The sequence below is a fragment of the Citrobacter sp. KTE151 genome, from assembly GCF_000398845.1.
Classification (GTDB): Bacteria; Pseudomonadota; Gammaproteobacteria; order Enterobacterales; family Enterobacteriaceae; genus Citrobacter; species Citrobacter braakii.
In genome coordinates, this window is sequence record NZ_KB976066.1 from 29,144 (window position 1) to 51,249 (window position 22,106).

Sequence of the window (22,106 nt, forward strand, 5' to 3'; positions counted from 1 at the left end):
AAGGACGACAAAATTGCGCAATGGAATTAAAAAAACGGCTGCATGGATACTGGCGCTACAGTTTTGCGCCTTTCCATTTCAAACCATGTCAGCGCAATATTCGGCAAACTTCCAGGATGCGGACCTCCGGGAGTTTATTACCTCGGTCAGTAAGCAAATGAGCAAAACCATTCTGATCGATCCGTCCGTTCAGGGAAAAATCTCTGTTCGTAGCTTTGACAGTTTCAACGAGGGGGAATACTACCAGTTTTTTCTCAGCGTTCTCGATATCTACGGCTACTCGGTTATCACCCTGGATAACGGCCTGCTGAAGGTTGTTCGCTCCGCAACGCTTAAGACCGCGCCGGGAAAAGTATTGGCACAGTCGCAACCGGCGGTCGGCGATGAATTTATCACCCGCGTAGTGGCGCTGAAAAATGTCCCGGTACGCGATCTGGCGCCGCTATTACGCCAGATGATGGACGGCGGCGGCATCGGCAACGTCGTACACTATGATCCTTCTAATGCGCTGTTGATCACCGGCAAAGCCAATATAGTCAACCGTATCCTTGAGGTTGTGAAACGGGTCGATATTATCGGTACTCAGGAACGTGAGCTTATCAAACTGCGCTACGCCTCGGCAGTTGATTTATCTGACGTAATTAACAGCCTGATTCGCGAAGAGTCAAAGGAAAACCCAACGCAGATCCTGCTGCCTAAAATTGTTGCCGACAAGCGCACCAACGCCCTTCTTATCAGCGGGCCGGAGAATGTGCGCCAGCGGATGAAATCTTTAATCGCTAAACTGGATATCGAACAGACCACGCTGGGCAATACCCGCGTGTTCTATTTGAAATACGCCAAAGCCACTAAAATCGTTGAAGTGCTGACCGGCGTGTCAACCAAACTGACGGAAGACAAGCAGGCGTCTTCGCAGAGCGTGGCTACCCCTTCCAGGGATGTCGCGATTAACGCCGATGAACAAACCAACTCGGTGGTCATTACCGCCGACCAGAGCACCATGCAGGAGCTGGAAAAAGTCATCGCTCGTCTGGATATTCGCCGCGCACAGGTACTGGTTGAAGCCATCATTGTGGAAGTCCAGGATGGCAACGGCCTGAATCTTGGCGTGCAATGGGCCAACAGCAACGTCGGCGGTCAGCAGTTTACCAAAACGGGGCTGCCGATTTTCGACGCCTCAAGAGGCGCGCGCCAGTTTGATAAAAACGCTTTGATGACCAGCGACAACCCTATCGCCAGCGCGTTAAGCAGTTTTAACGGCCTGGCGACGGGCTTCTTTGAGGGGGACTGGAGCGTCTTGCTCACCGCGCTCTCCTCCGACAACAAAAACGATATCCTCGCCACCCCCAGCATTGTGACGCTGGATAACAAAGAAGCGTCGTTTAATGTCGGCCAGGATGTGCCGGTGCTTTCCGGCTCGCAAACGACCTCCGGCGACAACGTCTTTAATACGGTCGAACGTAAAACCATCGGCACTAAACTGAAGGTCACACCGCAAATCAACGAAGGTGATGCGGTGCTGATGGAGATCGAGCAGGAAGTGTCGAGCGTCGATACCGCTTCCGGTAACGCCAGCGATCTCGGCCCGACGTTCAACACCCGCACTATCCAGAATGCCGTGCTGGTCAAAAGCGGCGAAACCGTGGTGCTGGGTGGCCTGCTGGATGATTCAAGCAAAGAGCAGGTTTCCAAAGTACCGCTGCTGGGCGATATCCCTGTTCTCGGACAGCTATTTCGCTACACCTCAACGGAAAATGCGAAGCGCAATTTGATGGTCTTTATCAGGCCGACCATTATTCGCGACGACGAGGTTTATCGTTCGCTCTCAAAGGATAAGTACACCCGATTTCGTGAGTTACAGCAGCAGCGTATTGATAAGCAATCCAGTGGATTGGTCGGTGTGAAGGACGAAGAACGCCCGATGCTTAAAGAGCTGAATTTCGATGTGTCGTCCGACGTGCCCAACAGCCAGTCATCGCGCAACCCCTTCCGGGAATGATCCAACATGACTGACTTATGGACGCGCATTCCGCCCCCGCATACCCTGCCGCTTAATTACGCACAGGGGCAAAAATTTGGTACCGCGGTCGCGGTGGATGAATTGTTCTACCGCACCGACACGCCGCTGGAAAACGTGCTCGAGGCCAGCGTTGCCTGCCAGCGCTTCAGCCGCCTGACGCCAGCGCAATTTGACGACCACCTGGAGCAACTTTTCCAGCACGGCGCCGGAGAGTCCCGGCAGATTGCCCAGGATATCGATCAGGAGATCGACCTGACGGCGCTGAGCGAGGAGTTACCCGACAACGCCGATCTGCTCAGTGATGAAAACGACGCACCGGTTATACGCCTGATCAACGCGGTTCTTCATGAAGCCGTGAAGGAAGGCGCGTCGGATGTGCATATCGAAACCTTCGAAAAATCGCTGGTGGTGCGTTTTCGTATCGATGGAGTCCTCAAACCAGTCCTTCAGCCCGCTAAAAAACTGGCGCCGCTGCTGATTTCACGTATCAAAGTAATGGCGCGACTGGATATTGCCGAAAAACGACTGCCGCAGGATGGGCGTATTTCCCTGCGCCTCGGACGCAAAAATATTGATGTCCGCGTTTCGACGTTGCCCTCGCAGTACGGCGAAAGAGCTGTATTACGCCTGCTGGATAAAAACAGTCTGCGACTGACGCTGGAGAATATGGGGCTATCGGCGGTGGATAGCCTGCGGCTGAAGAGTTTAGTACAGCAGCCGCACGGCATCATTCTCGTCACCGGCCCGACAGGTTCGGGAAAAAGCACTACGCTGTATGCGATTCTCGCCGAGCTGAATTCCCCCCAGCGTAATATCCTGACCGTCGAGGATCCCATTGAGTACGAGCTGGAAGGCGTCGGACAGACCCAGGTTAACAGCCGGGTGGATATGTCTTTCGCCAGGGGACTGCGCGCCATCCTGCGCCAGGATCCGGACATCGTCATGGTCGGCGAAATTCGTGACGCCGAAACCGCGCAGATAGCGGTTCAGGCATCGCTCACCGGACACCTGGTGCTTTCCACCCTGCACACTAACAGTGCCTGCGGTGCGATTACCCGATTACGGGATATGGGTGTCGAACCGTTCCTGCTCTCGTCATCGCTAAGCGGCGTTATCGCCCAACGCCTGGTGCGTCGCCTCTGTCCGGCCTGCCGCGTGCATGCACCCATTCCTGACTCTCAGAAATCCCTCCTGCACGCGCTCGATCCCACCGCTCAGGCAATCTGGCAGGCTTGCGGATGCGGCGAATGTCGGGGAACTGGCTACCAGGGGCGACTGGCGATTCATGAAATTATGCTGGTGGATAAAACTATGCGCAGCATCATCCATCGCGACGCCGATGAACACGCCCTGGAACAGTGTCTACGCCAGCAAAGCCGGAGCCTGCGGGAGAACGGCCTGCTGCGCGTGCTGGCGGGCGAGACCACGCTAGAGGAAGTCATGCGCGTCACCTCTGCGCCAGAGGATACGCGATGAAATATCTATGGCAGGCAATGGATGACAGCGGCACGACTCACCGTGGAACGCTGGATGCCGCCAGCAGCAAAGAGGCGCGCGATGCGCTGCGCGCCCAAGGCCTGCACCCGCTGGTGTTAAATGAGAAAAAGGTCATTTCGCTGTTTCGGACGGTAAAAAAAACGCCTCGTTTACGACTTAGCGGCAGTGAACTGGCGTTGTTCACCCGCCAGCTCGCCACGCTGGCCAACGCTTCTCTACCGCTTGAAGAGGCGCTGTTCGTTATTGGTCGGCAGAACAAAAATAATAAACTGGGGCTGGTGCTACATGACCTGCGCGAACGGATCCTCGCCGGACATACGCTTTCCGAATCGCTGACCGCCTGGCCGCGGATCTTCGATACCGTTTACCGCACGCTGGTGAAAGCCGGTGAAAAAAGCGGACAGCTCGGCTGTGTGCTGGAAAAACTGGCTGACTACAATGAGTTACGCCAGGCAACACGCAGTAAACTCATCCAGTCACTGATTTATCCTTCCCTGCTGACCAGCGTGGCGATCGCTGTCGTCGCTATCCTGCTCACCACCGTAGTGCCCAAAATCGTGGAGCAGTTTCTGCATATGAAAGAAGCGCTGCCGATGTCCACGCGCGTGTTGCTGGCAATCAGTGGTGCCATGCGCCACTACGGATTGTGGGTAATCGCATTGCTGCTGATTGCCTTTTTCCTGTTTCGTCACTGGCTCACCCGACCCGGCAAACGGCATCTGCTTGACCGCTGGCTTCTTGATTTCAAACTCAGTCGCGCCCTGCTGCGCGCTATCCACTGCGCCCGTTATTTGCGCACCCTGAGTATTCTTAATATCAGCGGCGTTCCGCTGCTGGAAGGGATGACGCTGGCAACCGAAGGCATCGGTAACCGAGAAATCAGTCAACGGCTGGGTCAGGCCGCGGAGCGCGTGCGCCAGGGCTCAGGCTTTCATCTCGCCCTGGAAAAATGCGATCTCTTCCCGCCGATGATGCTCTACATGATTGCCTCCGGGGAAAAAAGCGGCCAGCTCAGCGAGCTAATGGCGCGCGCCGCCGACCAGCAGGAAACACTGCTACAAAACCGAATTGCGCTGACGCTGGCGCTGTTTGAACCCGCGCTAATTATTACGATGGCGATGATTGTGCTGTTCATCATCGTCTCGGTTCTGCAACCCATTTTGCAACTCAACTCATTGGTAAGTTAAGGATAAAACGTGAATAGTGATGCACATAAGCAGCGAGGATTTACGCTGCTGGAGATGATGGTGGTCCTGGTTATTTTGGGCATCCTAGCAAGCCTGGTCGTCCCCAGTTTAATGGGCAATAAAGACAAAGCCGATCACCAGAAAGCCGTCAGCGACATCGTGGCGCTGGAGAATGCGCTGGATATGTACAAACTGGATAACTATCGCTATCCGCTGACGGCGCAGGGGCTAAAGGCGCTGGTCGAAAAACCGACCGCCAGCCCAATCCCGGAAAATTATAACGCGAAGGGCTATATCAAGCGTCTGCCACAGGATCCCTGGGGTAATGAGTATCTGCTGGTAAGCCCTGGCGAACACGGCGATTACGATATTCTCTCCGCAGGTCAGGACGGTGAACCCGGCACCGCTGACGACATTACTAACTGGGAACTGGGTAAAGCGAAATAGTCGGAATGAGGCAGAAGGGATTCACGCTACTGGAGGTCATTCTGGTGCTAACGATTATCGCGCTTGGCGGCTCGCTGGTGATGATGACCTACGGGCGACAAAATGATACCGCGAAAGCTATTACCGCAGCCGAGCAGCTGGCGGCGCTGACTGAATATGCCGCTGACTGGTCAACCATGGAGGACCGCAGTACCGGTATTGAGCTCCGCGAACAAGGCTGGCGCATCGTCACACCGATTGGCAATCGCTGGCAGACGCCAACCCAGTTCTATCGCCTGGCGACCGAGGGCAAGTGGGAAAGCGACTGGCAGGTGGCTCTGTTCCCGGCGTCGCTCGCCAGGCAATCCGTCGGCATGCCGCAAATTCTGATTCACCCGGACGGTGAAATTACGCCGTTTACGCTACACATCCGCAGCCGTAAAAATAATACGCTGCTGTTCACGCTCGCCAGCACCGGCGGGCTGCCGCTGGTGCTCACCCGAGGCGAAAGCCGATGAGCCAAAGGCAATCAGGAATGACGCTTCTGGAAGTGCTGCTGGCGATATTCATTTTCGCCACCTGCTCTCTCGCGCTACTCAACAGCCTGCACGGTCAGGTTAGCGCCACCGCAAAAATGGAAGAACAGGTACTTGCCGGTTGGGTAGCGGATAATGTGCTCAAAACCTATCAACTGGCCGGGCAGAGCCCCGCTAAAACCGCCACGGGCAGCAGCATAATGGGTAAGCGCCGCTGGGCCTGGTCGTTGACAGTCTCACCCGCCGATGCTTCTGGCCTCAGCACCTGGACAGCAGACGTCGCTCTTGAGGACAAACAGCAGATCCGCCTGCAGCGCTTTATCCCCTCACCGCAAGGAGGACCGCAAAATGTCTCCCCGCCCTGAGAAACAGCGCGGCTTTACCCTGCTGGAAGTTTTACTGGCTATTGCCCTGTTCGCCATGCTCAGCTTGCTGACGGCGCAGATGCTGACGACGACAATTGACAGTAACGAGCAGACCAAAAAGCATCAGCAGCGTTTTTCCGCCATCGTGCGTACCGTCAATTTGCTGGATAAAGATATCCGACAGCGGGTGCCGGTAACCGAATTGCAGGGCGAAAAAGAGAAGCTGATGCTGACGACTGCCAGCAGTAACAGTTATCCTGGCGCCTGCTGCGCACCCGATATCCAGCGAGTTCAGTGGTATCTGCAGGATCATACTTTATACCGCACGCTCTGGCGCTACCCGGAAGATACAACCCCGGCCATCACTCAGCCGATGCTTAATGGTGTGAACGCCTTCACGTTGCGTTATTACAACGGTAAAGAGAAAGCATGGACGGACACGGCGAAAATTCCATCTCCTGGCGCGATGGAAGTCACTCTCAAACTTGCTGATTCCGGCACGATAACTCGTCTGACGCTGTTACCAGAGAACCGCCAGCCAGGAGAGCAGCAATGACCCGGCAAAAGGGCGTGGCGCTGCTGGTAGTGCTGATGATCCTGGCAATTATGGCGGCGCTGGCCAGCGAAATGACCGTGCGCTACCAGATCAACCTCAAACGTACCAGCCACACCCGGATGCGACTACAGCAAAACTGGCTGGCAGAGCTGGCTGAAAGCCAGGCCATGCGTATTCTTGAACAGGACCTACGGGATAATGAGAAATACCTCACTCACGAGCAGCTCTGGGCGCAGCCGCAGCGTATTCAGCTCGCCAGCGGCGACGCTGTTAGCTGGCAGCTATCTGACGAACAGGCCTGTTACAACATTAATGCGCTGATTAACGCCCCGATCGATCGAATGAAAGAGCCGCCCGCCAGCGTGAGCGTCTTTCTGGCACTGCTGGACAACGTTGGCGTCACCAATGCCCAGGCTGAGGCGCTGGTTGATGCTATCGCCGACTACATCGATAACGACGATATCCCACGCGCCTCCGGTGCCGAAAATGAGTATTACCAAACAAGTAACGACCCCCACACCATTGGCGGACGACGTATCTGGTCAATCAGTGAGCTCAAACAAATCAAAGGGATGACGCTTTCTCTTTATCAGCAAATCTCCCCGCTACTCTGCGCGCTGCCTGGTGATGAGCTAAAAATCAACATCAATACCCTGACGCGCCGGGATGCACCGTTGATTGCTGCGATGCTCAATAATGCTGTCCCGCCACGCGAGATTGAGCGCTTTTTTGATACCCCGCGCAAAGGACGCAAAATCAGCATTGAGACGCTGTTAAAGACATTCGATAAGGATAATCCAGCTCATAAGCTGTCGCAGTCCACATTCAACAGCATTGCGGTGGCGACCAGTCGTTACTTCCGCCTTGAAACGACTATCGAACAGGGCGATAGCGCCGGGAGCACCATCAGCCAGCTGGAATACGATACCAAAAGAAAGGCTCTGTTTATTACAGCCCGCAAAAGCGTGGCGCGCGACCATTAAAGGGAACTAAATGACGCCAGACACATTACTGCTACGTCCGCTGCCGGGAAAACTGGAATGGTGCGGCCCCAAAGAGGCGCAGCCTCCGGTTATTGTTGAACAGGCGGATTACCTCCAGCCGAACGCGCTGGCCGACCTGCCGGATGCCGGTAACGCCTGCCTTTTCCTGTCGCCTGATTATTTCTGTTTTCGCCGCGTCGAATTACCGACGGAAAACTACAAAATCAGTGAACAAACGCTGGGCTGGTTGGTGGAGGACGCCGTTGCCGGGGATACGGACAGCCTGCACTGGACGGTACTCGCCAGAGAGGAAAACACGCTCCATCTCGCCGGGATCGCCAGGACCACGCTGAACGATCTATTGACGACTTTCCGCACAGCTGGCGTGACGTTGACGCATATCGTTCCGGATGGTTTCTGGCTGCCGTATGTCACGGATAGCTGGAGTCTGCTAAAACAAGATGAGCGATGGTTAATCCGTTACGACGCGTGGAAAACAGGCGTGCTGAGTGAGGCACTGCTCACGCATTTAATCGCCAACCATACAGAGCAAAAAATCATCAGCTCCAGCCCACTTCCTGTGCCCCACGCTTATGTCGAATACCTGGACTGGCAGCCGCCGCTGGCGTGCGCCTGCAATGGCGATAATATTCAGGACATTAATGTATTACACGGCAGCTTCCGCCCTTTGCCCTCGACACAACCGACCCCGCGTCTGCTGAAATATGCCACCATAGCGACATTTTTCCTGGCGATAGCGCTCTTCTCAGGGCTGAAGGGGGTGATGCTCTGGCAGCTTCATCAACAGAAACAGACGCTCTCAGCGGAAGGTGCCACCCTGTGGAACCGCTATTTTCCGGGTGATAACCGCAACAGCAATTTTAAATATTTCTTCGAATCGTCCGCGAGGGATCGCTATCCGGATGTGCTGACGTTACTGACTCAGCTTCAGGCCCGATTAAGCACATTGCCGGGGCTTACCATCCGTGAGGTCAACTACCGGCTCGAACAACGCCTTTTTACCCTGACGCTCAATGTTCGCGATCCGGAACATCTTCGCCGCTTTATGGTGCAGACAAACGACGAATTTATCCTGACTCAACCGTCAGAAGGGACGACAGGTAGCGTCCAGCTGACCCTGAAGGAGCGCAAATGAATATGAATAGCTGGTGGAGCGAAAAAAACGGCAGAGAGCAACGCAGTCTGATATTCCTCGCCGTTTTCTGTCTGCTGGCGGGATTCTGGTACGGCGTGGTTCAGCCCCTGGATAACGCTATTGCACAGCAGAGGCAGGAAAATGATCGTCTCAGGAGCGAGATCCAGTGGGTAAATGAGGCGATTCAGCGTCGCGGATTAGTTGCCGGTAGACCGGGCACAAAGACCGATCCGGCACTGATACAACATAGCGCGCAGCAGGCAGGTCTGAATATCAGCGTTGTGACATCCACTCCCGATCATTTTGCGATCTCGCTTCCCGTTGTTAAAACCGAACCATTATTTGCGTGGCTTAATGCCCTACAAAATGAGGGAATACAGGTTTCGCAACTCACGTTTAGCGCCCGCCCGGTCGCCGGGGAGATTGCGGTGGAAGCCCTTGAACTCTATCCGGTGGGAAAATGACGGAACTCATTAACATTGCAGCAATGGCGCTTGTCGGGCTGATAGTCGGCAGCTTTATGAATGTAGTGGTTTATCGACTGCCGATCATGATTGAGCATCGGCACAGCGAAACATGGAATATCGCCTGGCCTCCGTCGCACTGTCCGCACTGCCAGCACAGGCTATCGGTGCGTAACACTATTCCACTATTCAGTTGGCTGTGGCAGCGGGGGCGTTGCCAGGACTGCGCGCAGCCCATTTCATGGCGTTACCCACTGACTGAACTGGCGTGTTCTTGTGTTTTTGCGCTTAGCGCCGCGTTTGTCTCTTCAATATCAGATGCGATTGCCATCATGACGCTGTTCTGGTTTATTTTCGCGCTGGCGCAAATTGATCTCCGGACGTACCTGCTGCCGGATGTGCTGACGCAGCCGCTGCTCTGGCTCGGTCTGCTATATCACAGCGTTTACGACAGAGAGATGTTACCCGACGCGCTGTACGGCGCTGTCGCTGGCTATCTGACGCTATGGCTGGTCTGGTGGGGATGCAAAATACTCGCGGGAAAAGAGGGCATCGGCCTGGGTGACGCTAAGCTACTGGCGGCGATGGGTGCCTGGTGTGGATGGCCAGCGCTACCGCCCATTTTACTCGCTGCATCATTGCTGGGCATTGTCTGGTGGCTGATCCTACGCCTTACCCGAAGGACGTCGATACCGCTTATTGCGTTCGGTCCGTGGCTTGGACTGGCAGGTTGGTTGATTTTCAGCGCGCAAAGTTCAGGTGTTATCGGGTACTGAAAGGAGCGGCAGGCCTGCCGCTCTGCAAAGTTTGCGTCTACGCTTCGCGAATCTGTGCCTGAAGATAGTTCTGGAGTCCCATCTTCTGGAGCAGATCCAGTTCCGTTTCCAGCCAGTCAATGTGACCTTCTTCATCAGCAAGGATTTCGATCATCATATCCCGGCTAACGTAGTCATGGACGCTGTCGGCATAGGCAATGGCTTCACGTAAATCTTTAGCCCCATCGAGTTCGAGTCGAAGATCGGATTGCAGCATCTCTTCAACATCTTCGCCTATACCCAACTTACCAAGATCCTGTAAGTTTGGGAGCCCTTCTAAGAATAAAATACGCTCGATATATTTATCAGCGTGTTTCATCTCATCGATAGATTCATGGTACTCAACATCATTGAGGCGAGTCAGTCCCCAGTTTTTGAACATACGAGCATGGAGAAAATACTGGTTGATTGCGACAAGCTCATTTCCCAATAGTTTATTGAGATAATTTATGATTTTAACATCACCTTTCATTTTATAGTCCCTCCGCTTCCACTCTTAGAGCGTAGATGGGGCTACAGGGATGTCAAAAAAAAGAGTGTGACTTAGGCGATCTCTTTAAATTCTGGCATTTGCGTTAATTCATCCTGCATGACTTCGCGGGCAGCACGAATGCACTTACCGCATTGATTTCCAACAGGAATAAATTTACGCAATTGCTGAAAGGACTGAGGATGAAACTGGCGAACAGCCTGACGTATTTTTTTATCACTTATCGCATTACACAAACAAACGTACATGATCGCTCCCGTTCAATTTCTGCGCAAAGTGTAAATGAGAATAGTTATGATTACAATAGCACAACGCTATTTACGCAGCGGGAGAATGAATGAAAAATGCGAATAAATATGACAACTGCTAAATAGCGGACAGCAAAAAGGGCGCCGAAGCGCCCTTTTTAAGCTCAAAGCTAATTAATCAATAATTAGCTCATTACTTTAGCAACAACGCCCGCACCAACAGTACGGCCGCCTTCACGGATTGCGAAACGCAGACCGTCGTCCATCGCGATTGGGTGGATCAGGGTAACAACCATTTTGATGTTGTCGCCCGGCATTACCATCTCAACGCCTTCCGGCAGTTCGATGGTACCAGTCACGTCAGTAGTACGGAAGTAGAACTGCGGACGGTAGCCTTTGAAGAACGGAGTATGACGGCCGCCTTCGTCTTTGGACAGAATGTACACTTCAGATTCGAACTTGGTGTGCGGCTTGATAGAGCCCGGCTTAGCCAGTACCTGACCACGTTCGATTTCTTCACGTTTGATACCACGCAGCAGAACACCAACGTTCTCACCAGCACGGCCTTCGTCCAGCAGTTTGCGGAACATTTCAACGCCAGTACAGGTAGACTTAGCAGTCTCTTTGATACCAACGATTTCAACTTCTTCACCAACTTTAATGATACCGCGCTCTACACGACCGGTAACAACGGTACCACGACCGGAGATGGAGAATACGTCTTCGATAGGCAGCAGGAACGGCTTGTCAATCGCACGCTCTGGTTCCGGGATGTAAGAATCCAGGAAGCCAGCCAGTTCGATGATTTTCGCTTCCCACTCTGCTTCGCCTTCCAGCGCTTTCAGAGCAGAACCACGAACGATCGGAGTGTCGTCGCCCGGGAAATCGTACTGAGACAGAAGTTCACGAACTTCCATTTCTACCAGTTCCAGCAGCTCTTCGTCATCAACCATGTCGCATTTGTTCAGGAACACGATGATGTACGGAACGCCTACCTGACGACCCAGCAGGATGTGCTCACGAGTCTGCGGCATCGGGCCGTCAGTCGCAGCAACAACCAGGATCGCGCCGTCCATCTGCGCAGCACCGGTGATCATGTTTTTAACATAGTCGGCGTGGCCCGGGCAGTCTACGTGTGCGTAGTGGCGAGTCGGGGTGTCATATTCAACGTGAGAAGTGTTGATGGTGATACCACGAGCTTTTTCTTCCGGCGCGTTATCGATCTGGTCGAATGCACGAGCAGCACCGCCGTAGGTTTTAGCCAGTACGGTGGTGATTGCAGCGGTCAGGGTAGTTTTACCGTGGTCAACGTGGCCGATGGTGCCGACGTTAACGTGCGGTTTTGTACGTTCAAATTTTTCTTTAGACACGGCTATATTCCTTACTATAGTGCTCTCCCCTGGGGAGAGAGCACGGGACTTAGGTTTTAATCCTGTGGTTTATTTACCACGGGCTTCAATAACGGCCTGAGCAACGTTGTTCGGCGCATCGTCGTACTTCAGGAACTCCATGGAGTAAGAAGCACGGCCTTTGGTCAGAGAACGCAGCTGGGTTGCATATCCGAACATTTCAGACAGCGGAACTTCAGCATGGATAACAACGCCAGTGACGTTGGATTCCTGACCACGAAGCATACCACGACGGCGGCTCAAGTCACCGATTACGTCACCGGTGTTCTCTTCCGGAGTCTCTACTTCAACCTTCATGATAGGCTCAAGCAGAACTGGTTTCGCTTTCTTAAAGCCATCTTTGAAGGCGATAGAAGCGGCCAGTTTAAACGCCAGCTCAGAGGAGTCAACGTCATGGTAAGAACCGAAGTGCAGACGCACGCCCAGATCAACAACCGGGTAACCAGCCAGCGGGCCAGATTTCAGCTGTTCCTGGATGCCTTTATCAACGGCCGGGATGTATTCGCCAGGAATTACACCACCTTTGATGTCGTTGATGAACTCGTAGCCTTTCGGGTTTGAACCCGGCTCCAGCGGGTACATGTCGATAACAACATGACCGTACTGACCGCGACCACCAGACTGCTTAGCGTGTTTACCTTCGATATCGGTAACTTTCGCGCGAATCGCTTCACGGTAAGCAACCTGAGGTTTACCGACGTTCGCTTCAACGTTGAATTCACGCTTCATACGGTCAACGATGATGTCGAGGTGCAGCTCACCCATACCGGCGATAATGGTCTGGTTAGATTCTTCGTCAGTCCAAACGCGGAATGACGGGTCTTCTTTAGCCAGACGGCCCAGAGCCAGACCCATTTTTTCCTGGTCAGCTTTGGTTTTCGGTTCTACCGCGATGGAGATTACCGGCTCAGGGAATTCCATACGCTCCAGAATGATCGGGTGATCCGGGTCACACAGAGTGTCACCAGTGGTCACATCTTTCAGACCGATAGCAGCAGCGATATCGCCCGCGCGAACTTCTTTGATCTCTTCACGTTTGTTAGCGTGCATCTGTACGATACGGCCAAAACGCTCGCGTGCAGTTTTCACTGAGTTCAGGATGGTGTCACCGGAGTTAACCACACCAGAGTACACGCGGAAGAAGGTCAGGTTACCCACGAACGGGTCGGTAGCGATTTTGAATGCCAGAGCAGCAAACGGCTCTTCATCGCTAGCATGACGCTCAGCCGGAGTATCTTTACCGTCGTCCAGAATACCGTTGATCGCAGGTACGTCGACTGGGGATGGCAGGTAATCAATTACCGCATCCAGCATCGCCTGAACACCTTTGTTCTTGAACGCAGAACCACAGGTTACCAGGATGATTTCGTTGTTCAGAACGCGCTGACGCAGAGCTTTTTTGATCTCTTCTTCAGTCAGTTCTTCACCACCCAGGTATTTCTCCATCAGCTCTTCTGAAGCTTCCGCAGCGGACTCGATCAGGTTCTGGTGCCATTCTTCAGCCAGTTCCTGCATGTCAGCCGGGATATCTTCATAAGTGAAGGTTACGCCTGCATCTTCTTCGTTCCAGTTGATGGCTTTCATTTTCACCAGGTCAACAACACCGGTGAACGCTTCTTCAGCGCCAATCGCCAACTGCAGCGGAACAGGGTTCGCGCCCAGACGGGTTTTGATCTGACCAACAACTTTCAGGAAGTTCGCACCCATACGGTCCATTTTGTTAACGAACGCAATGCGTGGAACTTTATATTTGTTTGCCTGACGCCATACGGTTTCAGACTGAGGCTGAACACCACCAACTGCGCAGTAAACCATTACTGCACCATCAAGCACACGCATGGAACGTTCTACTTCGATAGTGAAGTCAACGTGCCCCGGGGTGTCGATGATGTTTACGCGATGCGGTTCATACTGCTTAGCCATACCAGACCAGAATGCAGTAGTCGCTGCGGAGGTGATAGTAATACCACGCTCCTGCTCCTGTTCCATCCAGTCCATGGTGGCTGCGCCGTCATGAACTTCACCGATTTTATGGTTTACACCGGTGTAGAACAGAATACGTTCGGTAGTAGTGGTTTTACCGGCGTCGATGTGCGCACTGATACCGATGTTACGGTAGCGCGCGATGGGTGTTGTACGAGCCATTTGATTCCTCGTTTATCTTTTAGGCGTTCAATTTAAGTAGCCCAAAGCGGGCTGCTTACTAGAAGCGCCCGCCTGGTGACTAAAACTCCGAAGGGATTACCAACGGTAGTGTGCGAACGCCTTGTTGGCTTCTGCCATACGGTGAACGTCTTCACGTTTCTTAACTGCAGTACCTTTGTTTTCTGCAGCATCAGAAAGTTCGTTCGCCAGGCGCAGAGCCATGGATTTATCACCGCGTTTACGAGCAGCTTCAACGATCCAACGCATTGCCAGGGCATTACGGCGAACCGGACGGACTTCAACTGGAACCTGATAAGTAGAACCACCAACGCGGCGAGACTTAACTTCGACAGTCGGACGCACGTTTTCAAGGGCTACTTCAAAAGCTTCCAGGCCATCTTTACCAGAACGCTGAGCCAGGGTCTCCAGCGCGCTGTATACGATGGTTTCTGCAGTAGATTTTTTACCATCTACCATCAGGATATTTACAAATTTAGCCAGCAGCTCTGATCCGAACTTAGGATCCGGCAGAATTTTACGCTGACCAATGACGCGACGACGTGGCATGGGAATACTCCGTTGTTAATTCAGGATTGTCCAAAACTCTACGAGTTTAGTTTGACATTAATATAAAACGTTTGGCCTTACTTAACGGAGAACCATTAAGCCTTAGGACGTTTCACGCCATACTTGGAGCGTGATTGCTTACGGTCTTTAACGCCGGAGCAGTCAAGCGCACCGCGAACGGTGTGGTAACGAACACCCGGGAGGTCTTTTACACGACCGCCACGGATCAGGATCACGGAGTGCTCCTGCAGGTTGTGACCTTCACCACCGATGTAGGAAGTCACTTCAAAACCGTTAGTCAAACGCACACGGCATACTTTACGCAGTGCGGAGTTTGGTTTTTTAGGAGTGGTAGTATATACACGAGTACATACGCCACGTTTCTGCGGGCATGCTTCCAGTGCAGGCACGTTGCTCTTTGCAACTTTGCGTGCGCGTGGTTTGCGTACCAGCTGGTTAACTGTTGCCATTAAATAGCTCCTGGTTGTAGCTTTCGCTTCGTAAACACGTAATAAAACGACCTCATACAATATGAGGACGCAGAATTTTAGGTCGGTGTCGAAAAGGTGTCAAGAAATATACAACGATCCCACAATTACCAGGACATCTGGCTGGGATGCTTCACCGTAAGTCTGACGAAGTCAGTATAGCTAACCCTGACGACACTGTCTGAAATTTGACCACCTAAGCCGCGAGCTTTAATGTCTTCTTCCAGTACATAGACCTTAATGGAGGCATTTTGCAGACTTTCAAGGAAACGGCTTCCTTCTATTGCCGCGGTCACGCCATCCTGAAGCAATAAAAGTTCATCGTCTTTACCAATCAGGCGAAGAAGAGAGGAGAAATCGGTAAGCCACGCGGAACGATGTAATGTGTGCAGCATGAGTATCTCAAAACCTTAAAATGACGTCATAGTTGCCTAGCTCACGGCGTAAATCTTCCGGTTCCAACGCTGTCGCATCGACCACAAAATTATCCCCCTGTTGGAGGCCTCGCTCGCGTAATGAGGCGGCACAAAGCCAACATTGATCGATATCGTACAACCCTAACAGCTTGAAGGTTGCGATATAGTCGCGAGCCAGCACGACATCCGGTTGTTGTCCCTGGAGGATTTGAAAAACGCCATCGCCGATAAAGAATACGCCGAGGTCTTCCGTTAATGCCGATGTCGCCAGTAAGGCATCTAACCCTTCGCGGCCAGACGAACTGCCATGCGGCACGGTAGAAAAGACAAAAGCAACACGTTTCATTAAAACTGCACCACGCGATCGCAGGTCAGGGATGCCTCAGCCAGCGAACCCAGCCCGCTGAGGTTAAAACCTGATTGTAAATTAGCCCCTGCCAGTCCCAGTCGCTTCGCTTCTGTTTCATCAACGACGCCGCGACGCAACGCCGCAGCTACGCAGATATTCAGCGTCACGCCATGCTGCTGGTTCAGCTGTTGCCAGGCCCGCACCAGATCATATTCATCACTGGCGGGCGAAGTCAGGAAGTTGGCGTTATACACACCTTCACGATAGAAAAAGACGCTGCATAGCTCATGCCCTTCTTTGAGTAACGCATGAGCAAATTGCAACGCGCTGCTCGCCTGCTGCGTGCCATAAGCTGGCCCCGTCACCATAATGGCAAAACGCATTACTTGTCTTGCCCCTGGAAATCGCCGCTTTTGAACTGACGAATATAGAGGTAAACCGTGTGCTTGGAGATGTTCAGCCGATCGGCGACCTGGTTAATGGCATCTTTAATATCGAAGATACCTTTCTCATACAGATTCAGGACAATCTGGCGATTCTTGGCATTGTTGGAAACATTACGATCGGCATTCACTTCTTCAATCGTGAATTCCAACGTTTGGGTAACCAGGTCTTCCACCGAAGAAGCGAAGTTAACGGCAGAACCCACTTCCGGGGTTTCCGGTGGGATAAAGGTATTCATTATCTGCGAGAATGGAACATCAAGGTTCATGTTGATGCACAGCAGACCAATCACGCGATGCTCACGGTTGCGAATGGCAATCGTCACCGACTTCATCAAGACACCGCTTTTCGCACGTGTGAAGTAACACTTCGACACGCTGCTATCCGCACCCGTCATATCATGCAGCATACGCAACGCAAGGTCAGTAATCGGCGAGCCAATTTTGCGGCCCGTGTGTTCACCGTTAGCAATGCGGATGGCCGAGCATTTCAAATCCTGCAAAGAGTGCAATACGATTTCACAATGGGAACCAATGAGCATCGCCAACCCGTCCACAACCGCTTCGTAGGATTTGAGGATATCGAAATCGGTTTGATCGAAAGGACGTTGATCCAGTAAATCTAGCTCACTGGTTTCGTTGGTTAAAAGCGACCTGGACATGAAAAAAAGCACTCCTTTTCAGGAGCCTGTCGTTATGTTGTCAGGGCAGGCTCATCACTATTATAGGGGCATCTAAAGTAATACAGCGCACAAGGCGCTTTCCAGTATTAATTATATCCTGTCGATAATAAAAAACCGCCGCCCTGTGGGCGGCGGTATCTGGTTACTTACTTTTTGCTGCTGTCCGCAGCTTTAGCTGCCGGTGCAGCATCTGGCTGCGCATCGGCTTTCGGTGCCGGTTTGATGTCTAACAGTTCAACATCAAAGACCAGCGTAGAGTTAGCCGGAATGCCCGGTACGCCGGTTTTGCCGTATGCCAGATCCGGCGGGATAACCAGCTGGATTTTGCCGCCTTTCTTGATGTTTTTCAGGCCTTCGGTCCAGCCCGGGATAACACCGTCAAGACGGAAAGAGAGCGGCTCACCGCGGGTATAAGAGTTATCAAACTCTTTACCGTCAATCAGCGTACCTTTGTAGTTGACTACCACGGTATCGCTATCTTTCGGTGCAGCGCCGGTACCTTCTTTCTCTACTTTATAGACCAGGCCAGTAGAAGAGGTTTTAACGCCCTTCTCTTTAGCAAATTTCTCGCGGTAAACTTTACCTTTGGCTTCATTGTCAGCCGCGTCTTTTTCCATTTTCGCCTGAGCGGAGCTCTTCACGCGTGCTTCAAACGCCTGCAGAGTTTGTTCGATTTCCTGGTCAGACAGTTTGCTCTTGTCTGCAAACGCATCCTGAACGCCAGCGATCAGCTGATCTTTATCCAGTTTGATGCCCAGTTTTTCCTGCTCTTTCAGAGAGTTTTCCATATAACGACCCAGGGACGCGCCCAGCGCGTAAGCGGCTTTTTGGTCGTCATTCTTGAATGCTGCTTTGCTGTCAGCAGTAGCGGCTGGTTTCGCAGCGTCAGCAGCGAAGGTGATCGGGGCATGCAGAGCAACAGCCATTGTGGTCGCCAGCAGCGTTACTTTAAACAGTGATTTCATCCATATCTCCAGGGCCGGGGCATCTCACCCCAAGGTTAGCTAACATAAAAATGTACTATAAAGCGTTGCAGAACAAATCAACATACGGGCACGCCCTATTATCACCACTTTTCAGACTCTTTTTGTTTAAATTAGTTTCGTGACCGAAGATTGAGTGCTGTGCAAACAGGCAAAGTTAAGTAGAATTCGCCGCAGTCCGCGATCTGCCGGAGAAAAAAGAAAGAGGTGAATCATGCAGGATACAACAATGGAAACTCGCCTGGCTGAACTGGAAAGTCGCCTGGCATTTCAGGAGATAACCATTGAAGAGCTCAACGTGACGGTGACCGCGCATGAACTGGAAATGGCAAAACTCCGCGACCATCTGCGTTTATTGACGGAGAAGCTCAAGGCCACGCAGCCGTCCCACATCGCGTCGCAGTCTGAAGAGACCCCGCCGCCACATTATTGAGACATAAAAAAAGCGGGATATTCCCGCTTTTTTTTATGCCGTATAACGATTAGTGGCAACCGCAACCGCCGCCGTTACCTTTACCGCCACCGCCGCAGCAGCCTTCGCCACCGTGCTCGTGACCATGGTCGTGACCGTGACCACCGCAGCAACCGTCATGACCGTGGTCATGATCGTGGTCGTGACCGTGCGCACCGTGAACGTGGCCGTGAGCCAGCTCTTCTTCGGTCGCTTCGCGGATAGCGACAACTTCTACGTTGAATTTCAGGTTCTGGCCAGCCAGCATGTGGTTACCGTCAACCACAACGTGGTCGTCTTCCACTTCGGTAATTTCTACCGGTACTGGACCTTGGTCAGTTTCAGCCAGGAAACGCATGCCAACCTGCAGTTCGTCAACGCCCATGAAGACGTCTTTAGGAACGCGCTGCACCAGGTTTTCGTCGTACTGACCGTATGCGTCGTTTGCGCCAACAGCAACATCGAATTTGTCGCCAACTTCATGACCGTCCAGCGCTGTTTCCAGGCCAGAAATCAGGGAACCGTGACCATGCAGGTAGTCCAGCGGTGCACTCACCGGAGACTCATCAACCAACACACCGTCTTCTGTACGTACCTGATAGGCCAGGCTGACCACCAGGTCCTTTGCTACTTTCATGATATCTCCTGAGCATGGAAAGAATAGTGGCGCAGATTGTAGCGGAATTCTGCACCCGTGTACCCTCTAGCTTAAAAAAAGCTGCGCCATATCGCTAGTCCGGATGAAAAATCCCGATCACTTGCTCTTCTTTGCGAACGTGCTCGCGCGCCTCTTTATCCGCTTCCCGCATCTGATGACCGCACTTAACACACTCAACAATATCGATATTATTTTCGCGCCACATCGCCAGCGTATCCTGCGCCTGGCAGGACGGACATTTTGCGCCTGCGATAAAACGTTTACGAATTGCCATGGTTACCTCTACTCAAATTCATCCCAGCCATCCAGTTGACGTCGCTCTTGCTGCATCTCTCGTTGGAAAATCTCCTCAAGCTCGCGCCGGGCTTCCCTGGCTCGGGAGATTTGTACCGTATCCGTGTGCATGGGGATCAGTTCCCGCAACATGCGCATATCCAGCCGCCGAAAATGCAGCTGAGCGCGCTGAGCCTGGTGCGGATGCATCCCTAGCGTAACCAGCGTTTTTCGCCCTAACTCCAGCGCACTGGAAAACGTTTCGCGGGAAAACTGCGTCACACCAGCCTGTAATAACTCATGCGCCTCTACACGTCCGCGCGCACGCGCAAGAATATGCAAATGCGGAAAATACTGTTGGCACAGCTCCACCAGCTTCATAGTGTCTTCAGGTTCATTACAGGTAATAACAATAGACTGTGCGGCTTCTGCACCCGCGGAACGCAACAGATCCACCTGCGTGGCATCACCGTAATAGACCTTATAGCCATATTTGCGCATTAGATTCACTGCGCTGATATCTCTTTCCAGGACGGTAATACGCATTTTATTGGCCATCAACAGACGACCAATAACCTGACCAAAGCGCCCGAAACCCACCACAATTACCTGCGGTTTATCATCTTCCACCCAGGGTTTTTCATCTTCTTCATCCGTGCCATTAAACTGGCGGGAGAGCCATTTATCAATCAACTTCATCACCAGCGGCGTGGTCATCATCGACAGCGTGACGGTCACCAACAACAGCGCCATTTGGTCACCCTGGAACAGCCGTTGGGAAGAGGCCGTTGAAAACAGCACGAAAGCGAATTCACCGCCCTGACTTAAAACCCCGGCAAACTGCATCCGTTCTGAGCTTCTCATGCCGTTAAGACGCGCCAGTACATACAGCACCAGCATTTTTACGACCACCAGCACCATCACGCTCGCCGCCACCCATAAAATATGGGTATAGAGCACGCCAAGGTTAAGCGACATACCTACGGAGATAAAAAACAGGCCAAGCAACAGGCCTTTAAACGGATCGATTGCCGTTTCCAGCTCATGTCGGTATTCGCTTTCCGCCAGCAGAACGCCCGCTATAAAGGTCCCCAGCGCCATCGACAGACCCAGCGCATCCATAAATAAAGCAGAACCCAGCACTAACAGCAGCGTGGCGGCGGTGAACACTTCCCGCACGCCAGAATCCGCAATAAAGCGGAAAACCGGACGCAGCAAATAGCGCCCGCCAATCAGCATGCCGGCAAAGGCCAGCACCTTCATCCCCACTTTGATCCAGTCAAAATGTTCGTCAGCAGACCCCGCCAGCAGCGGAACCAGCGCCAACGCGGGGATCACCGCCAGATCCTGAAACAGCAGCACCGAAAAGCCCAGCTGTCCGGATTCACTGCGATTCATGCCTTTTTCGCGCATCAACTGTAGCGCCATAGCGGTGGATGACATCGCCAGACCAATGCCGCCAACCACTGCTGCCTGCCAGGAGAACGCTGTAAGCATCAGTAGCCCTGCCAGCACGACCGCGCTTAGCATCACCTGCGCGGCGCCGACGCCAAAAATTGAACGCCGCAATTGCCACAGTTTGGCTGGATTAAGTTCCAGCCCAATGATGAACATCAGAAAAACTACGCCCAGTTCGGAAAAGTGTAAGATTTCATCCACATCGCTGATGAACCCTAATCCCCATGGGCCAATAGCAATCCCCGCCAGCAAGTAACCCAGCACCGGACCGATACCCAGTTTTGAGGCCAGAGGAACGGCAGCCACCGCCGCGAAGAGGAACAACACGCCGGCAGTCAATAAATCAGAACCTTCCATCAGCGGCCTCCCACAGGGATCGGATTCGCCAGCCAGTCGCCATACGCTTTCGCATGGCTGTCCAGCTCCTGCTTCGTTTGCCGTCTGGCCCAGTAGACAATGATAGGGCTCATCCAGTGCATGCGGCACATACCGGCCGTTAGCTCAAAAGGGCGCAGTACATCGCTCATTGGATAACGGTTTAGCGCGTCATAGCGGTAGGCGCTTTCCGGCTCTCCGGTAGTGATAACGCTCCGCCAGTACTTTCCCGCCAGTTGATTCCCCCCGGGGCCGCTGGCAAATCCTCGACTCAGTACGCGGTCAAGCCACTCCTTTAACAACGCCGGGCAGCTATAGGTGTAGAGCGGATGCTGAAAAACAATCACATCATGCTCGCGCAGCAGCGCCTGCTCATGCGGAATGTCGATAAAAAAGTCAGGATAGTGCGCGTACAGGTCGCGCACGGTAACATTGCTGAGCTGCATGGCCGGTTTAAGCAGTACCCGGTTCGCGACCGAGTCCTGAGATTCCGGATGGGCATACAGCAGCAAGACTTTCGCTGGCTGGAACATCATCCCCCTCCCGGTTTTGTCTTTTGTCTATTTTCGACGTTTTGGGCTACCATTGCGCCTCGGTGCGGCAAATGGCCCACACATTACATTATCATAATGATAAATTAACATAGTCTGAACATACGGCGCCTT

27 protein-coding genes are annotated in these 22,106 nt (G+C 52.9%); 12 read left to right on the plus strand and 15 right to left on the minus strand.

All coding sequences use genetic code 11. The annotated features are described in order from the left end of the window. Positions 1-13 precede the first annotated feature (13 nt). Genes gspD through WC7_RS04095 form a run of 11 tightly spaced genes read left to right on the plus strand, consistent with a single transcriptional unit; the run spans position 14 to position 9,966 of the window. A complete protein-coding gene (gene gspD / locus WC7_RS04145; protein WP_016154750.1) occupies positions 14-1,999 on the plus strand; it encodes a type II secretion system secretin GspD in 1,986 nt (661 codons plus the stop codon). 6 nt (positions 2,000-2,005) lie between these two features. Then, a complete protein-coding gene (gene gspE / locus WC7_RS04140) occupies positions 2,006-3,496 on the plus strand; it encodes a type II secretion system ATPase GspE (RefSeq protein WP_016154751.1) in 1,491 nt (496 codons plus the stop codon). Continuing rightward, positions 3,493-4,704, plus strand: coding sequence for a type II secretion system inner membrane protein GspF (gene gspF, locus WC7_RS04135; protein ID WP_016154752.1), 1,212 nt, complete (start codon positions 3,493-3,495; stop codon positions 4,702-4,704). The genes gspE and gspF overlap by 4 nt, the downstream gene beginning before the upstream one ends. Before the next feature lie 9 nt (positions 4,705-4,713). Continuing rightward, on the plus strand, positions 4,714-5,151 hold the full coding sequence (gene gspG, locus WC7_RS04130; RefSeq protein WP_016154753.1) for a type II secretion system major pseudopilin GspG: 438 nt from the start codon (positions 4,714-4,716) through the stop codon (positions 5,149-5,151). 5 nt (positions 5,152-5,156) lie between these two features. Next, on the plus strand, positions 5,157-5,648 hold the full coding sequence (gspH, locus tag WC7_RS04125; protein ID WP_016154754.1) for a type II secretion system minor pseudopilin GspH: 492 nt from the start codon (positions 5,157-5,159) through the stop codon (positions 5,646-5,648). After that, complete coding sequence (gspI, locus tag WC7_RS04120; protein ID WP_016154755.1) at positions 5,645-6,031, plus strand: type II secretion system minor pseudopilin GspI; 387 nt, start codon at positions 5,645-5,647, stop codon at positions 6,029-6,031. Before gspH ends, gspI begins: the two co-directional genes overlap by 4 nt. Continuing rightward, positions 6,015-6,587: a type II secretion system protein GspJ gene (locus WC7_RS04115; RefSeq protein WP_016154756.1), complete on the plus strand. Its 573-nt coding sequence runs from the start codon at positions 6,015-6,017 to the stop codon at positions 6,585-6,587. The genes gspI and WC7_RS04115 overlap by 17 nt, the downstream gene beginning before the upstream one ends. Further along, complete coding sequence (gene gspK / locus WC7_RS04110; RefSeq protein ID WP_016154757.1) at positions 6,584-7,570, plus strand: type II secretion system minor pseudopilin GspK; 987 nt, start codon at positions 6,584-6,586, stop codon at positions 7,568-7,570. Before WC7_RS04115 ends, gspK begins: the two co-directional genes overlap by 4 nt. A 10-nt stretch (positions 7,571-7,580) precedes the next feature. Continuing rightward, a complete protein-coding gene (gene gspL / locus WC7_RS04105) occupies positions 7,581-8,726 on the plus strand; it encodes a type II secretion system protein GspL (protein WP_016154758.1) in 1,146 nt (381 codons plus the stop codon). Continuing rightward, positions 8,723-9,190 carry a type II secretion system protein GspM gene (gene gspM, locus WC7_RS04100; protein WP_016154759.1) on the plus strand — a complete coding sequence of 156 codons (468 nt, stop codon included), beginning with the start codon at positions 8,723-8,725 and terminating at the stop codon, positions 9,188-9,190. Before gspL ends, gspM begins: the two co-directional genes overlap by 4 nt. Then, the gene (locus WC7_RS04095) at positions 9,187-9,966 is read left to right on the plus strand and encodes a prepilin peptidase (RefSeq protein WP_016154760.1); all 780 of its coding nucleotides are present in this window, start codon (positions 9,187-9,189) and stop codon (positions 9,964-9,966) included. Before gspM ends, WC7_RS04095 begins: the two co-directional genes overlap by 4 nt. A 37-nt stretch (positions 9,967-10,003) precedes the next feature. On the opposite strand, the gene bfr is transcribed toward WC7_RS04095, so the two are convergent. The 11 genes from bfr to fkpA form a co-directional block, all read right to left on the minus strand. Then, entirely contained in the window at positions 10,004-10,477 is a 474-nt protein-coding gene (gene bfr, locus WC7_RS04090) for a bacterioferritin (protein WP_016154761.1), read from the minus strand. Positions 10,478-10,548: 71 nt separating this feature from the next. Further along, a complete protein-coding gene (gene bfd, locus WC7_RS04085; protein WP_003031111.1) occupies positions 10,549-10,743 on the minus strand; it encodes a bacterioferritin-associated ferredoxin in 195 nt (64 codons plus the stop codon). Positions 10,744-10,928: 185 nt separating this feature from the next. Next, positions 10,929-12,113: an elongation factor Tu gene (tuf, locus tag WC7_RS04080; RefSeq protein WP_003031109.1), complete on the minus strand. Its 1,185-nt coding sequence runs from the start codon at positions 12,111-12,113 to the stop codon at positions 10,929-10,931. A gap of 69 nt (positions 12,114-12,182) precedes the next feature. Next, the gene (gene fusA, locus WC7_RS04075) at positions 12,183-14,297 is read right to left on the minus strand and encodes an elongation factor G (RefSeq protein WP_016154762.1); all 2,115 of its coding nucleotides are present in this window, start codon (positions 14,295-14,297) and stop codon (positions 12,183-12,185) included. A 96-nt stretch (positions 14,298-14,393) separates the two neighbouring features. Then, positions 14,394-14,864, minus strand: a complete 471-nt coding sequence (rpsG, locus tag WC7_RS04070; RefSeq protein WP_016154763.1) for a 30S ribosomal protein S7 — start codon at positions 14,862-14,864, stop codon at positions 14,394-14,396. A 95-nt stretch (positions 14,865-14,959) separates the two neighbouring features. Further along, a complete protein-coding gene (rpsL, locus tag WC7_RS04065) occupies positions 14,960-15,334 on the minus strand; it encodes a 30S ribosomal protein S12 (protein ID WP_003023654.1) in 375 nt (124 codons plus the stop codon). Between the two features lie 125 nt (positions 15,335-15,459). Then, a complete protein-coding gene (gene tusB / locus WC7_RS04060) occupies positions 15,460-15,747 on the minus strand; it encodes a sulfurtransferase complex subunit TusB (RefSeq protein ID WP_016154764.1) in 288 nt (95 codons plus the stop codon). Positions 15,748-15,754: 7 nt separating this feature from the next. Then, positions 15,755-16,114 (minus strand): sulfurtransferase complex subunit TusC, encoded by a 360-nt coding sequence (tusC, locus tag WC7_RS04055; protein ID WP_016154765.1) that lies wholly within the window; start codon positions 16,112-16,114, stop codon positions 15,755-15,757. Next, positions 16,114-16,500: a sulfurtransferase complex subunit TusD gene (tusD, locus tag WC7_RS04050; protein WP_016154766.1), complete on the minus strand. Its 387-nt coding sequence runs from the start codon at positions 16,498-16,500 to the stop codon at positions 16,114-16,116. The genes tusC and tusD overlap by 1 nt, the downstream gene beginning before the upstream one ends. After that, complete coding sequence (locus WC7_RS04045) at positions 16,500-17,222, minus strand: helix-turn-helix transcriptional regulator (RefSeq protein WP_003023643.1); 723 nt, start codon at positions 17,220-17,222, stop codon at positions 16,500-16,502. Before WC7_RS04045 ends, tusD begins: the two co-directional genes overlap by 1 nt. 167 nt (positions 17,223-17,389) lie before the next feature. Further along, on the minus strand, positions 17,390-18,208 hold the full coding sequence (gene fkpA / locus WC7_RS04040) for an FKBP-type peptidyl-prolyl cis-trans isomerase (RefSeq protein WP_016154767.1): 819 nt from the start codon (positions 18,206-18,208) through the stop codon (positions 17,390-17,392). A 232-nt stretch (positions 18,209-18,440) separates the two neighbouring features. On the opposite strand from fkpA, the gene WC7_RS04035 reads away from it, so the two are divergent. Further along, entirely contained in the window at positions 18,441-18,659 is a 219-nt protein-coding gene (locus tag WC7_RS04035) for a protein SlyX (RefSeq protein ID WP_003023639.1), read from the plus strand. A gap of 49 nt (positions 18,660-18,708) precedes the next feature. Here WC7_RS04035 and slyD read toward each other — a convergent pair whose 3' ends face one another. The 4 genes from slyD to kefG form a co-directional block, all read right to left on the minus strand. After that, positions 18,709-19,314, minus strand: coding sequence for a peptidylprolyl isomerase (gene slyD / locus WC7_RS04030; RefSeq protein WP_003023634.1), 606 nt, complete (start codon positions 19,312-19,314; stop codon positions 18,709-18,711). Between the two features lie 94 nt (positions 19,315-19,408). After that, positions 19,409-19,609: a YheV family putative zinc ribbon protein gene (locus WC7_RS04025; RefSeq protein ID WP_016154768.1), complete on the minus strand. Its 201-nt coding sequence runs from the start codon at positions 19,607-19,609 to the stop codon at positions 19,409-19,411. An 8-nt stretch (positions 19,610-19,617) separates the two neighbouring features. Then, positions 19,618-21,423, minus strand: a complete 1,806-nt coding sequence (kefB, locus tag WC7_RS04020) for a glutathione-regulated potassium-efflux system protein KefB (RefSeq protein ID WP_016154769.1) — start codon at positions 21,421-21,423, stop codon at positions 19,618-19,620. Next, a complete protein-coding gene (gene kefG, locus WC7_RS04015) occupies positions 21,423-21,974 on the minus strand; it encodes a glutathione-regulated potassium-efflux system ancillary protein KefG (protein WP_016154770.1) in 552 nt (183 codons plus the stop codon). Before kefG ends, kefB begins: the two co-directional genes overlap by 1 nt. Positions 21,975-22,106 lie beyond the last annotated feature (132 nt).

What these genes read in the sequence shown, in the direction of transcription:
- bfr (WP_016154761.1), bottom strand. Translation starts at nt 10,477, where the DNA reads ATGAAAGGTGATGTTAAAATCATAAATTATCTCAATAAACTATTGGGA.
- WC7_RS04115 (WP_016154756.1), top strand. Translation starts at nt 6,015, where the DNA reads ATGTCTCCCCGCCCTGAGAAACAGCGCGGCTTTACCCTGCTGGAAGTT.
- rpsG (WP_016154763.1), bottom strand. Translation starts at nt 14,864, where the DNA reads ATGCCACGTCGTCGCGTCATTGGTCAGCGTAAAATTCTGCCGGATCCT.
- tusB (WP_016154764.1), bottom strand. Translation starts at nt 15,747, where the DNA reads ATGCTGCACACATTACATCGTTCCGCGTGGCTTACCGATTTCTCCTCT.
- gspF (WP_016154752.1), top strand. Translation starts at nt 3,493, where the DNA reads ATGAAATATCTATGGCAGGCAATGGATGACAGCGGCACGACTCACCGT.
- fkpA (WP_016154767.1), bottom strand. Translation starts at nt 18,208, where the DNA reads ATGAAATCACTGTTTAAAGTAACGCTGCTGGCGACCACAATGGCTGTT.
- tusC (WP_016154765.1), bottom strand. Translation starts at nt 16,114, where the DNA reads ATGAAACGTGTTGCTTTTGTCTTTTCTACCGTGCCGCATGGCAGTTCG.
- bfd (WP_003031111.1), bottom strand. Translation starts at nt 10,743, where the DNA reads ATGTACGTTTGTTTGTGTAATGCGATAAGTGATAAAAAAATACGTCAG.
- rpsL (WP_003023654.1), bottom strand. Translation starts at nt 15,334, where the DNA reads ATGGCAACAGTTAACCAGCTGGTACGCAAACCACGCGCACGCAAAGTT.
- gspM (WP_016154759.1), top strand. Translation starts at nt 8,723, where the DNA reads ATGAATATGAATAGCTGGTGGAGCGAAAAAAACGGCAGAGAGCAACGC.
- tusD (WP_016154766.1), bottom strand. Translation starts at nt 16,500, where the DNA reads ATGCGTTTTGCCATTATGGTGACGGGGCCAGCTTATGGCACGCAGCAG.
- gspE (WP_016154751.1), top strand. Translation starts at nt 2,006, where the DNA reads ATGACTGACTTATGGACGCGCATTCCGCCCCCGCATACCCTGCCGCTT.
- WC7_RS04045 (WP_003023643.1), bottom strand. Translation starts at nt 17,222, where the DNA reads ATGTCCAGGTCGCTTTTAACCAACGAAACCAGTGAGCTAGATTTACTG.
- WC7_RS04035 (WP_003023639.1), top strand. Translation starts at nt 18,441, where the DNA reads ATGCAGGATACAACAATGGAAACTCGCCTGGCTGAACTGGAAAGTCGC.
- gspH (WP_016154754.1), top strand. Translation starts at nt 5,157, where the DNA reads ATGAGGCAGAAGGGATTCACGCTACTGGAGGTCATTCTGGTGCTAACG.
- gspK (WP_016154757.1), top strand. Translation starts at nt 6,584, where the DNA reads ATGACCCGGCAAAAGGGCGTGGCGCTGCTGGTAGTGCTGATGATCCTG.
- gspL (WP_016154758.1), top strand. Translation starts at nt 7,581, where the DNA reads ATGACGCCAGACACATTACTGCTACGTCCGCTGCCGGGAAAACTGGAA.
- kefG (WP_016154770.1), bottom strand. Translation starts at nt 21,974, where the DNA reads ATGTTCCAGCCAGCGAAAGTCTTGCTGCTGTATGCCCATCCGGAATCT.
- fusA (WP_016154762.1), bottom strand. Translation starts at nt 14,297, where the DNA reads ATGGCTCGTACAACACCCATCGCGCGCTACCGTAACATCGGTATCAGT.
- slyD (WP_003023634.1), bottom strand. Translation starts at nt 19,314, where the DNA reads ATGAAAGTAGCAAAGGACCTGGTGGTCAGCCTGGCCTATCAGGTACGT.
- gspI (WP_016154755.1), top strand. Translation starts at nt 5,645, where the DNA reads ATGAGCCAAAGGCAATCAGGAATGACGCTTCTGGAAGTGCTGCTGGCG.
- WC7_RS04095 (WP_016154760.1), top strand. Translation starts at nt 9,187, where the DNA reads ATGACGGAACTCATTAACATTGCAGCAATGGCGCTTGTCGGGCTGATA.
- WC7_RS04025 (WP_016154768.1), bottom strand. Translation starts at nt 19,609, where the DNA reads ATGGCAATTCGTAAACGTTTTATCGCAGGCGCAAAATGTCCGTCCTGC.
- kefB (WP_016154769.1), bottom strand. Translation starts at nt 21,423, where the DNA reads ATGGAAGGTTCTGATTTATTGACTGCCGGCGTGTTGTTCCTCTTCGCG.